At 34.7% G+C, this 11916-nt stretch carries 16 protein-coding genes and 1 pseudogene; 9 read left to right on the forward strand and 8 right to left on the reverse strand.

What is annotated here, in order from left to right; translation table 11 throughout:
• The first annotated feature begins 91 nt into the window (after positions 1 to 91).
• From ACZIX4_RS10080 to ACZIX4_RS10090, 3 genes are read left to right on the forward strand one after another with little or no spacing between them, the layout of a single operon-like run.
• Positions 92 to 250, forward strand: a complete 159-nt coding sequence (locus ACZIX4_RS10080; protein WP_463335505.1) for a hypothetical protein — start codon at positions 92 to 94, stop codon at positions 248 to 250.
• A gap of 35 nt (positions 251 to 285) precedes the next feature.
• The gene (locus ACZIX4_RS10085) at positions 286 to 768 is read left to right on the forward strand and encodes an HNH endonuclease (RefSeq protein ID WP_463335506.1); all 483 of its coding nucleotides are present in this window, start codon (positions 286 to 288) and stop codon (positions 766 to 768) included.
• On the forward strand, positions 768 to 1469 hold the full coding sequence (locus ACZIX4_RS10090) for a sigma-70 family RNA polymerase sigma factor (protein ID WP_463335507.1): 702 nt from the start codon (positions 768 to 770) through the stop codon (positions 1467 to 1469). The genes ACZIX4_RS10085 and ACZIX4_RS10090 overlap by 1 nt, the downstream gene beginning before the upstream one ends.
• A gap of 17 nt (positions 1470 to 1486) precedes the next feature.
• Here the strand turns inward: ACZIX4_RS10090 and ACZIX4_RS10095 are convergent, their stop codons facing one another.
• Entirely contained in the window at positions 1487 to 2296 is an 810-nt protein-coding gene (locus ACZIX4_RS10095; protein WP_463335508.1) for a hypothetical protein, read from the reverse strand.
• A gap of 421 nt (positions 2297 to 2717) precedes the next feature.
• Between ACZIX4_RS10095 and ACZIX4_RS10100 the strand changes: the two genes are divergently transcribed.
• Together ACZIX4_RS10100 and ACZIX4_RS10105 are read left to right on the forward strand one after the other, a co-directional pair.
• On the forward strand, positions 2718 to 3059 hold the full coding sequence (locus ACZIX4_RS10100; RefSeq protein ID WP_463335509.1) for a hypothetical protein: 342 nt from the start codon (positions 2718 to 2720) through the stop codon (positions 3057 to 3059).
• 81 nt (positions 3060 to 3140) lie between these two features.
• On the forward strand, positions 3141 to 3764 hold the full coding sequence (locus ACZIX4_RS10105; RefSeq protein ID WP_463335510.1) for a recombinase family protein: 624 nt from the start codon (positions 3141 to 3143) through the stop codon (positions 3762 to 3764).
• Between the two features lie 18 nt (positions 3765 to 3782).
• Here the strand turns inward: ACZIX4_RS10105 and ACZIX4_RS10110 are convergent, their stop codons facing one another.
• The 6 genes from ACZIX4_RS10110 to ACZIX4_RS10135 form a co-directional block, all read right to left on the reverse strand.
• Positions 3783 to 4133, reverse strand: a complete 351-nt coding sequence (locus tag ACZIX4_RS10110; RefSeq protein ID WP_463335511.1) for a hypothetical protein — start codon at positions 4131 to 4133, stop codon at positions 3783 to 3785.
• 144 nt (positions 4134 to 4277) lie between these two features.
• Positions 4278 to 5213 carry an eCIS core domain-containing protein gene (locus ACZIX4_RS10115; RefSeq protein ID WP_463335512.1) on the reverse strand — a complete coding sequence of 312 codons (936 nt, stop codon included), beginning with the start codon at positions 5211 to 5213 and terminating at the stop codon, positions 4278 to 4280.
• Positions 5214 to 5325: 112 nt separating this feature from the next.
• Positions 5326 to 5682 (reverse strand): hypothetical protein, encoded by a 357-nt coding sequence (locus ACZIX4_RS10120; RefSeq protein WP_463335513.1) that lies wholly within the window; start codon positions 5680 to 5682, stop codon positions 5326 to 5328.
• Between the two features lie 127 nt (positions 5683 to 5809).
• Positions 5810 to 6568 carry a hypothetical protein gene (locus tag ACZIX4_RS10125; protein ID WP_463335514.1) on the reverse strand — a complete coding sequence of 253 codons (759 nt, stop codon included), beginning with the start codon at positions 6566 to 6568 and terminating at the stop codon, positions 5810 to 5812.
• Between the two features lie 85 nt (positions 6569 to 6653).
• Positions 6654 to 7103 carry a hypothetical protein gene (locus tag ACZIX4_RS10130; protein ID WP_463335515.1) on the reverse strand — a complete coding sequence of 150 codons (450 nt, stop codon included), beginning with the start codon at positions 7101 to 7103 and terminating at the stop codon, positions 6654 to 6656.
• Between the two features lie 5 nt (positions 7104 to 7108).
• Entirely contained in the window at positions 7109 to 7546 is a 438-nt protein-coding gene (locus ACZIX4_RS10135) for a hypothetical protein (protein WP_463335516.1), read from the reverse strand.
• A 120-nt stretch (positions 7547 to 7666) separates the two neighbouring features.
• Between ACZIX4_RS10135 and ACZIX4_RS10140 the strand changes: the two genes are divergently transcribed.
• Complete coding sequence (locus ACZIX4_RS10140; protein ID WP_463335517.1) at positions 7667 to 7891, forward strand: helix-turn-helix domain-containing protein; 225 nt, start codon at positions 7667 to 7669, stop codon at positions 7889 to 7891.
• Between the two features lie 7 nt (positions 7892 to 7898).
• Positions 7899 to 8417: a super-infection exclusion protein B gene (locus tag ACZIX4_RS10145; protein ID WP_463335518.1), complete on the forward strand. Its 519-nt coding sequence runs from the start codon at positions 7899 to 7901 to the stop codon at positions 8415 to 8417.
• A gap of 2 nt (positions 8418 to 8419) precedes the next feature.
• On the opposite strand, the gene ACZIX4_RS10150 is transcribed toward ACZIX4_RS10145, so the two are convergent.
• Complete coding sequence (locus ACZIX4_RS10150; protein WP_463335519.1) at positions 8420 to 10183, reverse strand: recombinase family protein; 1764 nt, start codon at positions 10181 to 10183, stop codon at positions 8420 to 8422.
• A 99-nt stretch (positions 10184 to 10282) separates the two neighbouring features.
• Between ACZIX4_RS10150 and ACZIX4_RS10155 the strand changes: the two are divergent.
• Positions 10283 to 10942: pseudogene (locus ACZIX4_RS10155) on the forward strand (ATP-binding protein); the annotation flags it as partial.
• Between the two features lie 99 nt (positions 10943 to 11041).
• Positions 11042 to 11815 carry a class I SAM-dependent methyltransferase gene (locus tag ACZIX4_RS10160; protein ID WP_463335520.1) on the forward strand — a complete coding sequence of 258 codons (774 nt, stop codon included), beginning with the start codon at positions 11042 to 11044 and terminating at the stop codon, positions 11813 to 11815.
• Positions 11816 to 11916: the final 101 nt, after the last annotated feature.

Consider the following 11916-nt stretch of genomic DNA (forward strand, 5'->3'; position numbering starts at 1 on the left):
GTTTTCCATTTCTATCAAAATTATTTTCAATTTTTTTATCAAAAAATGGTCGTTTCCATTTCTGCTAGATATTTAATAATAAAGGAACAATATGAATGACGATGAAAAGCCATTTGATGAGCAACTTAATGACTTCTTATGGCACTGTTACCAGCTAAAAAAGAGAGCTGAGGCGGTACAAAATGAAAAGAAAAGCCTACCAGAGTGGCTACGTAAACTACTGGATTATAATAAACCCTCAAAAAACTAAAGCCGAGGGCAAGAGAGAAAAAGTATTAATTAAAAATGAAGAAGCAAAATGAACAGTGGAAAGCAATCAAAGCAAATGAAACCTATGAAGTAAGCAACCTTGGAAACATCCGTCACACCTATAAGAACGGAAAAACAAGAACTCTATCGCCACTATCCAATGGGCAAAAAAAGGATGATTACCTATTTATTGTAATAGACGGCAAGAAGTATTATATGCACCGTCTAATATTAGAATCATTTGTTGGTGAGAAGCCATCAGGTTACGAATGTGACCACATCAACAGCAATAAGCAGGACAACTCCCTAACTAACCTAAGATACCTTACAAGGGCTGAAAATCGTTCACATAAGGGTAGTAAACACGGCATGGCAAAACTATCCGAGAAGCTGGTAAAAGCTATCAAAAAGTTGGTGAATATGGGTATCAGCCAAAAGCAAATTGCTGGCTTGTACGAGGTATCAGCAAGCACAATAAGCTCAATCATCACGGGCAAGACTTGGGGCCATGTAATATAATGAATAGCATTTATTACAATGAATTAAGCAATATCCCCACTTTATCAAAAGAAGAACAGCTGGCCTTGGTAATAGAGGCCAAAGCTGGGGATAATAAAGCAAGGGAGCAACTAATAAATGCTAATCTAAGGTTGGTTGTCCACCTTGCAAAGAAGTTCCAGAAGTATTTACCAGATGATGGAGCATTAACTATCGATGACCTTATATGTGAGGGGAATATTGGATTAATGGAAGCGGTTGAAGCCTATCAACCGCACATCGGAACAACCTTGTCATATTTTGCAGCAGTACAGATAAAGAGAAGAATAATCACGACCCTATTGCAATACAACAGCAGCATCAGAATGCCCTCCAAAAAGCTAAAGGAATTGTTCAAGAAGCAACAATCCCTACAAGATGAACAAAGCGCGGGGGGAGAATATAATATACCAAGAAAGATTCAGTTGCCAGAATATTTTGAATTTCCTGATAATAATGATGATGAAAATACCTCAGAAATGTGGGAAAAGATTGAATCAGCCCTAAAGTCACTAAAGCCGAGGGAAAGAGAAATAATAGAATACTACCACCAACTAAATGGAGAAAAGAAAACCCACGTACAAATGGCAGAAATATATGCTGTTACCAATAATAGAGTAGGTCAAATATATAAAGATACAATAAAGAAAATTAGAACCCTATTAGAGAACACTGGCAATTAAAGCTGGTGTTTTATTTGTTATATTTTCTTTTTCTCTTCGGGCATTCTATAATAAGAATAATCAATTCCACATTCGCATTCTTGAATTAAATTTGATTCATAAAAATTTATAAACGTTCTGACTGCAATTAAAGCCTTCTTAAAATCAAAATCAAGTATTCTTCTATAAACATCTTTATACCCAGTATTGGTTTTAGGAACTGGTTTTAGATGAATAATATCATTTCTGAGAATTACTAAACTCTCAATGCTCTTGCGATGTTTTTTATTACTGCTAATCTCGAAATTTACCTTTTTAAGCTGAGGAAGTACTTTCGTTAGTTTATAGATTATTGACGGTCTAACGGGGTTACCCTTGCTGTCTAAATAATGATAATTTTCTGGAATTATACTATTTGCAAAGCTCTCTAAAGACGCTTGAAGATTAATTATACAATTGATAGCTAATTGAAAATAATGTCCTGAGTGAGTTAAATTTGTGTTTTCGTTAGTTTGGCTTGCTACTTTGTTAACATCTTGTCCTTGTTGTAGAAGTATATTTCTATAATGTTCTAAAGACCCAAATGACATTACGGCATTAGAATAAAAAATTGTTACAGGGTTTATTTCAATAAATAACTTCTTAGTTTTATTATGGATATAATCAAATCCAAATGTAATCATATCATCATACATCAACATGATATCATAATCTTTCATTAACTCCTTCGATTTTAGATAGTCGATACCAATTTCTTTACTTTCTTCTGAAAGTTCTATATTGTTTAGTTCTTTAGGATTAAATGAAATGCTTTGATGTTTGCTAGGAATCAATTTAATATGAGCCATAAAATTACAGTTAGAAATTTTAATAAATATAGTAAATCCACATAAATATTTCCCCTCTTAAATACGCGCGACCCTGACCCGAATTAAACAGGCCCAGGAATGCCCACCTCACATCAAGGTAGCAGCCAGATTACATCAAAATAGATTTTCCTTATAACAGAAAAATGCACGATAATACTATAGGTTATTGTGCATTTGTTTTTGATGCCAATACCAAACGTATTTACTGGTGAAAATGATTTAAAAAATACATAAAAATAGTTAAGTATTATTTTGTATTTAAATTTAATATGCCTATCTTTGACTTGTTCAAATAAGGAACAACAAGTACATTGAAATATTGAGATACCACCAATAAAAAAAGGGATGCGCTAACATCCCTTCCAAAGGTTAGAAGCGAACCCCTAACCAATTTTCACTTATGACAAAAATAGTAAAAATTTTTGAGAACATGGACAGCCTTTGCTGCCGAGATTTTGATGTGGAGCAAACACTACTATTACTCCATTATCCAACCCCCAATGTCTTTTGGAGTTGGGGTGTTGAGAGGAAAATTAACTATGATGATAAAGGGCTTTTGCTCAAAGTTAATGCTCACAGGCATTCAGGTTGGATGCTGATAAGTTTATCAGTTGCTGACCTTTATGATGTGTACCTGTTTGAAGATGGCAAGATAAAGGATGAAATCAAAGGTTTGTATTTTGACCAGCTTTTAAAGGGCATTGATAACAGGATTGAATTTATAGAAGGTTACGAATATTAATTATTAACAACGGGGTTTTAATCTAAGCTTTGGTGAGGTGGTTTATCTTAATTAATAATCATTTTAAAGCGATTTAAGACCATGAATAAAGCAAGATACATAAGAGTGTCAACAGGCCAACAATCTACCCTGAGACAGGATATAAAGAAGCAGCAGGATGAACTTATCTTTACCGATAAGGGTGTATCTGGTGCAATACCATTTGCAGATAGGCCAGCAGGTAAGAAGCTTTATAAGGCTGTGAGTGATGGTCAGGTAAGTGATTTATTTGTATCTGAACTATCACGCCTGGGCAGGAATACGCTTGATATACTTACCACAATCGATTATCTACATAGGCATGGTGTCAATATCCATGTGGAGGATTTAAATGGCTTAAAAAGCCTTAATTCGGATGGTAGCGTTAATCGACTATTTTCCTTCCTTACAACGGTTTTAAGTGGTATTTCGACAATGGAAAGAGAGACCATCAATCAACGCATAAGGGATGGTATTAAGGCTAAGAAGGATGCTAATGGTGGTGTGCTTAATGGCGGCAGACCAAAGGGTACTACTGAGAATGATGCTGAGGTATTAAAGAAATATAGTAGGGTCGTTAAGATGTTGCAAGACTACCCAGAAATGAAACAGAAAGAGGTGGCTGGAGCTTGTGAGGTGGATGCAAGAACCGTGAAGAAAGTTCAGGATATATTAGAAAAACAATAAGGGTAGCTAACGCTACCCTTATTTATTAAATTTTCTTATTTCTTGAAAAACTTGTCCAATTAATTGTGCAAAAGAATCTTCAATCTCTTCAATCTTTTCAATTTTATAATCATCAACCCTAAGAGTCGTATTCAAGTGCTTAATACCTTCCGTAAAAGTAGGCTCGCTACTTACCATATCAATGCTTGTTGAAAGTATACTAGTTCCTTTAAGAACAAGATATACTGGGTCTAAGTCTACATGATACTCTAAAGGAACTTCATAAATATCATTTGTTTTCAAGTCCTTTACTTCAACGATAAATGTAATTATTGGCATAATATAAAATAATTGGTTAATCTTCCAAAGATAAGAATTTCCTTTCAGCATCTTCTAACTTTGTACAATACCAAGCTTATAAACCAAAATCTTCATTGCTTGAATAAACTTCACAAGCTTCATATTCAACAACCTTATCGTTAAAGTTTGCCGTTCTGGCATCCATAATTTTTTTTAATTTAGATTTCACTTGAATTAATACTGGTATGCAGCTGTAACTCCTGTAATGATAAAACCAACAGGAGAAAGTAGTGGACCAGATTGCCCAGCCCTAAATAAACAGGTTGGTTCATTGCAAGGCATAGTGGTTACAAATCCATCTGAAAGCCTTTTTATTATTACTCCAGTTACCATAATTGAGCAAGGACATATATTGCCAGTAGTATTATTTTGATTGTTAACCCAAATACACTCGGTTGGTGATATAGTAAGTTTTGCTTTATCATTAACTTCACTCCAGGTTAATTGATTCTGTCCAATATTTGGAGCAATATTATATCTCCAACTAGGTGTATTTCCTTGATTTATTAAATTAATATTTTGTACAATTCTACTAGCGTTATCCCGTGCTTGGCTTTCTAAACTATTCCAATTCGTTGAATAAATAAAAGCAAAAGTTTCAACTCCCATTTGGTCGTATTGTAAAACGTGAGTTAGTTCGTGTGCCCAAAGTTCTACATTATTAGCTAAATCTGCGCTTGAAAAACATACAACATTGTCAAATGTTACGGCACCTTCTTGATTAAGCCAATTTTTTAGCATTCCATCAATGCTAATTCCATTTGCAGTTGTCCAAGTTGTACTCTCTAAAATATTTCTAGGAAAAAAATTTAACAACTGTTGTTTAATATTATAAGGAATTGGTTGAGTTCCTCTATTTTGAGCTTGTCCTTTTGAAAATCTAATTGACGAAGCTAAAATTGGTGCGGCTGGATTTAATAATGCTTGGCCAACATCTTTAGGCAAATTTTGTAGCATTGTTGGTATTGCCGAAATGTCAGGAGGTTTAATAGAAACAGTTTGATTGTTCAAATTTATATCAACACCTGTTATTTGAGCTACCCAACTTTGAGCATTGCTGGATATTGAAAACATAAAAATTACGACTGTTTTTAAAACGTATTCTTTCATAATTATATTTTTATATATTGAATAGGTAAATTCGGATTTTTAACATAAAAAAAAATACCTATCAATAGGTATTTTCTGTTTAAATTGTATTCAAGACAAAATGCCTCCATGGTTAATCTAGAATGGCGACGGTATCTCTCAGGATTATAACTCTTTCCATCGCATTATTAACTATAACCATCAGTTCGGAACTATAATTACAGCGTGATAATAACATATCCAACGTAGTAAAGAAACCAGATGATTTTGAATAAGGTTTTGTTTTGGATAATTTAATTAAGGCTTTGCTTAGATATTTCTTAATATCCTCAAGTTGCTTTTTGTGGGAGCCAATGCCTTTAATTTTCACCCCCTGTTCCGTCTTTATTAGATTTCTCATTAAACCTTTTCTAGCTCCGTGCCTGTTGCCTGGACGACATTTAAAAGCGTTGCAAATCAAGCTTTCATAGCGCATGATTTCTGTTTCCATTGGTATAATTTTTTATATTAGGGCTGCAATCTAGCAAGACATAAAAAAATACATTGTAACATGAAAATCGGGCATAAAAAAGGGGAAAGCCATTAAGCAATCCCCTTTTGAAAATTATTAGTACCTTCTAAGAGATATAAATTATTTCTGCTTCCTCTCTCCCTAGGAAGTAAGCAATTACATCTTTTTTATTTATGGTTTTTTCAACAATATCAAATAGTTCTTTTTTCTTATCAATCTTTTCTCCTTTGGCGAGATTAATATAGGTGAAAGCAAAATACTCTGCTACTTTCCTATCAGTTGTCCAACTGAACCTGAATTTCTCTGATTTAATTTCTTTCTTACTACATCCTCTGTAAATTGTGAATGTTTCAGGTAAAGCTGCTAATGCTTGTTGTTCATCTTCATCCATTAAAAAATGCCTATCTGGTCTATCATTTTGAAAAAAGGGAAGTATGTTATCAGCGTCTTCATAACACATATTGCTCATTGTGTAAGCATGTGCTACTAATTTCCAATATGCTTTATTTGGAATATTAGCACCATGTTGTTTAATGACCTTGGCTAGGTTATTCTTATTGATTGTAGCAGTTAAGCTTTCCCAATCAACTTCATCAGATTTGTTCAGGAGTGTTCGTAAATGTGCTTCTGTCAATTCTGATGCTTTTTTAGCGGTAATTTTCTTTTTTACAAAATTTTCGGCAATAGAATTCAGAACTTCGTGTTGATAATACACTCCACTTTTTCTAGGTTCAGGCCACTTTGTATTTACATTGTTTGAAATTATATCTCTCACTGTACCTTCTCCATAAACTTTACATAAGTTAAGATTGTAAGTAAATGCTTCTGATTCGCCAATGTGATAGTCATTATCTATTATAGTCATTATGATTGATAAGGTTTAAATTAGATTTGCAAAATAAAAAAAAAGCTCAGATTTTTCTGAACCTGATGATTAAATCTTTTTATTCTTAATAGTATTCAGGAAATTCCAGCTTCAATTTCTTATTAATCGGTGCATTATACGTTTCAAATCTCACTTTTGTATTGCCCGCATTTTGTGCTAAGGTATCCTTATTCCAAATTTGGAAATCCAGATAATTTTTTTCATTTGGATAATACCCATCCGCAGGTATCACCTTAAACCAAACACTATCATTTTGCTGCACTGTAATGTCACTATATGATACAGGTTGTTCAACCCATTCATCATTACCACGCTTGATAGCAAAGTACATATCATTTGTGGTTAGAGTTATAGGCATATGATACAGTGATGCGTCATAAGCCATCGGGAAAAATCTGTAGCTTTTGGTTTGTTCTGTTGCTATAGGGGATGGTTCATTTATTGCTGTAGCGTCATCTGATGAACATGAGGCTAGGCTGATTATGGCGAATAGTGTTAATAATATCTTTTTCATTGTTGTTAGTTTGATAGTGTTATCGCATTGGGCTGCCAAACGCCGTTGTTCTGAATAAAGGTTATTTCATAACGTTTTGTTTCGGCAAGCGTTTGCTTTATTTCCTTGCCGTTCAGCGATACCTTTAAATCCTTTGATATTAAGTTTGTTTGTATCTGAACACGGGTAATGTAATCACCTGTCGCATAATCAATAAAGTTTGTGTAACCGTTGCTGTCGGATATGTTAGTTTGACCTGCACTGGCATTTTTTGTGCCGCTGGTGGCATCATTAGACCAATCAATCTTATAGGTTCTTACAAGGTTATCAGTCCATGTAACCCTTAGCCTGTTTTGTGCTGTGACTGGGTTCGGTTGTTCAGATAGCGTTTCATTATCATCGCTACTGCAAGAGGTTAGCGATAGTGTTAGGGCAATTGCGAGAAGTGCCAAGATTCTTTTCATATTATTTTGGTTATAAGTTAATTATATGGCAAATATACATAAAACAAACAAAAACAGTCATATATAACTGGAAAAATACGTTCCTGTTTATGTGGAGTGATGAATTTACCTTTGGTAATAATGGAAAGAAAGAAGGAAATACCAGAGATTGTTATTCAAGTCGGGGCCAAAGTAAAGGCTATCATAAAAGAAAAAGGCCTGAAGGTGCGTGTAGTTGCGCACGATGCAGACCTTGATATTGAAGCCTTGAGACGTTATATGGCTGGAAAGCAAATCATGGGTATTGATAAACTTTATCGCATTGCCCAGGCATTAGATGTTGAAATAGGAGAGTTATTTAAATAAGGAGTAAATGGATAGTGAGAATTTTTTTATTAAGCTGTTTCAAATAGATAAAACACCTGTTAAGTTCTATTCAGTTATATCAATTTTAGGTACTATCATCTTTATTTTTAGACCCAAAGCTATCGTAGAAACCCAAGATTTTAAAAATTGGCAGGGCATTATTTTGCTTATATATCTATCAGCTTTAACATTTCTAATAGTTTCATTTATATTTTGGATATCGAATTTCTTTTACAAAGAATACCGTGAGAAACAACTTATACGTAAGAATAAGAAAAAGTGGTTTAAAATTTTTAATGAATTAAACAAAAATCAGAGATTATATGTAAACGAATTTTTGGTAAGAAATACAACCTCTATAAATTTTTCGTATGACAATGCAGACCTTGAAAGACTGGTAAAAAAAGGTGTTTTAAGCGAATATTATGTTAGTGGTAATACAAGTTCGTTTAGTTTAAATCACGAAGTGCGAGAGATTTTAGTTCAGCAAAATATTGATATTATTTCAATGACACATCTGAAATAATATCAATACACTTCCAAGAAATTTTTCCTATCCATCGATAACCAACCCTTCGATGTTATTTCTTCATTATAGACTTTATCCAATTCCTCAGCATTTTGAAGTATATACTTACCGTTCTTTCTAAATTCTCCCAAGTCAAATTTAGGTTCCGTTGTTATAGTTATGCCATGGAAAATTTGATATTTCGGATAGAATTTAACTCTGAATCTATCGTAAATCAATCTTATTGGAGGTAAAATAGTTACATCTCCTAATTTAATGTAAACTGTTAACAACATTAGTTTCTCACCAATCTCATTAATTACAATTTTATCGATGAATTGTTTAAATAGTGATTGCAGTTCTGCTCTGTTATCTTTAGCATTTACCATCACATCCTGATTAATCTTTTCCTCATCAAATTTTACTAATGCTCTTTCTTTTTGAGAAAGTTCTTTTTTAAGCAGTACAAGCTTTTTTTGAGCTGAGTCTAATTGAGTTTTAAAATCCGCATGTCTCTCATTATAAACATTATTAGTAATCTTATCTTCAAGTAATAAATCAAGTAATTTATTATTCTTTTTTTCCAGTTCTTTTATTGTTTTTTCGGTTTGAGGGACTTCTAATTTTAAGTGCTTAATTTCATTTGCTAATCCTTTCTTCAACTCCACCGAACTGCTTAGATATTTTAATAGGTCAGGGGAGAGAGCAATCTCATTATAGATTAGTGTCTCAACAAATGGAAGGTTGATTGATGATTGCCCACATGGTGTATGTGTTATCTTAGAGCTGCACATATACACCTTATCACCATTTGGTGTCGGCTTGTATTTTGCGTAATAATTTCTCCCACATTTACCACAGGTAATGAGGTCTTTCAATAGATAGGTGTAAGAGGTAAGATAGTTTCTATTTGTCTTATTTTGCATTATATCCTGAACGCGTTCCCAATGTTCGGGTTCAATTATTGCAGGTGCAGGGATGATTTCATCCTTGTATTTTCTTTCACCCTTATAGATTGAATTGGCAAGTATGCCTTTTATTGTTGCAATTGTCCAGGCATACTCACTGGCCTTTTGTTTGTTGACTATCTTATCAGCATCATAGATAGTATTGAACTTTGTAGGTATGCCCATGTTTTGAAGCCTTGTAGCAATTGCTCTCATGCCAAGACCTTGTGAATAGAAGTCAAAGATTAATTTAACCGTTTCAACTTCATCAGGGTTTATAATTATTTTTTTATCATCACCTTTCATATAGCCATACGGATATACATTGGTTGCATGTTGACCTTTCTTGGCTGCTGCCAATTTTCCTGATTTTATACGTGTTTTAAGCTGTTTTACCTCTTCATGCGCAAACTCCATCAAAACCTGCAAAATAATGTTTACAATGCCGTCTCTGTTGCCTTGAGAGTCAATCGTGGCTCGGTTTAAGGATTGGATAAAAACAGGCACCTTCAAGTCGCTCAGTTCATCAATTGTTTTCCTTGTTTGGCTGGGATTTCTGCCAAGGCGAGATATTTCAGTTACCCAAACTGTTGATTCTGGATTTGTCTTGATAAAAGAAAGCATTTCGTTAAGGGCTGGCCTTTCCTCATTCTTCTTATATCCTGATATTTTTTCAGAATAGATTTTAATGCTATCAAGTTGGTGTCCATTATCAGTTATTACTTTCTTCAAATCATCGATTTGTCGCTGGTAATCCTGATATTCAATAGTTGAAACACGAGCGTAAATAAGATTATTCATATCTTTGAAATAATGGTTGCAAATATAAACAAACATCCCTCATCTTTTGAGTGTGCAATTTCAGTTGCACACATTTAAGGTGAGGAATATTTCTGAGATTCAAATGTAGATAAACATTCCGCATGTTGTATATGTGAAGATAGCCTGGCACACAATGGTGTACTATTCCTGGATGAGTTGCCTGAATTTAAGCGTGAGGTACTGGAAGTAATGCGTCAACCCTTAGAAGACCGCGAGGTAACCATAAGCCGCGCACGTTTTACTATTACGTATCCGTCTAGCTTTATGCTGGTTGCAAGTATGAACCCAAGCCCTGGCGGGTATTTTAACGACCCAGATGCCCCGGTAAGTTCATCGCCGCATGAAATGCAACGTTATCTCAGTAAAATATCAGGTCCCCTACTCGACCGTATTGACATACATATAGAGGTTACACCCGTGCCGTTTGAAAAGCTAAGCGATAACCGCAAAGCCGAAAGCAGTGCTGAGATACGCAAGCGCGTTACCGCTGCCCGCGAAATACAAACGCAGCGTTTTGAACAATACGAAAACGTACATTATAACGCACAAATGGGTACGCGTCTGATACGGGAATATTGCCAGTTGGACGACGCTTCACTGCAACTGCTAAAGACAGCAATGGAGCGCCTTAATCTTTCTGCCCGGGCGTATGACCGTATACTGAAAGTATCGCGCACCATAGCAGATTTGGAAGGCAGTAATAACGTAGCATCACATCACATTAGCGAAGCCATACAGTACCGTAGCCTTGACAGGGACGGCTGGCTCGGTTAGTTTATTAAACCTTCATAAACAATATTGTTATTTATTGAAGATTTAGATTGTTATTGCGTAGATTTTTTTAGCTTAGCATCAATTTAGTTTACACCGGTTATGACGATTAAACAACTGCTTCTTGCAGTAGCCCCATTTAAATATGTAGTTAAGGGATTTGATTACCTTAAAGATCCCTATTATGTAGAGGTTCAGAAACTGAACCGTAAAGAGACTTCCAAAAGCCCTGTAAGGACAGAAATAATTAACTACCTGCTGTCTGTAAAAGGTAATGACACCTGTTACCTTGAAATAGGTGTACGCAACCCCGAAAAAAACTTCAACCATATTAAGTCGCCACGAAAGTATAGCGTAGACCCCGGTGTGGAGTTTAAGGAGAACCCTGTAGATTTTAAAATGACCAGCGATGTCTTTTTTGAAAAGCTGTCGGCAGGTGAAATCCTGTCAAGCGATATTAAATTTGACGTTATTTTTATAGATGGCCTTCACCTGGCCGACCAGGTAGACCGAGATATTATAAATGCTTTGCAATACATTAAAGAAGATGGCTTTATAGTGCTTCACGATTGTAATCCTCCGACAGAATTTCACGCGCGTGAGCGTTATGGCTATTACTTTACCCCGGCCAACGGTTTCTGGAATGGTACTACATGGAAAGCGTTCTTAAAATGGCGTTTTAACCCGGCTGTATATTCTTGCTGTATAGATACCGACTGGGGTGTGGGAGTATTGTCTAAGACCATTGATATTGGCAAGAGCATTGCACCTGTTAACCCGTTTTTTGAATTTACAGAATTCGACCAAAACAGGAAAACGTATATGAACCTTATTTCCTTTGAAACTCTTAAGGGTATTGTTGGTAAAGGCAAATAATATAAAGTTTGATAAAATCATTTTGTGAGTTATATTACCAATGTATTGGAAGGATGTTTTTTTGATATAATCTAATAATTATTCTTATTTTTGGATATAAT

This window comes from Flavobacterium niveum (assembly GCF_055231775.1).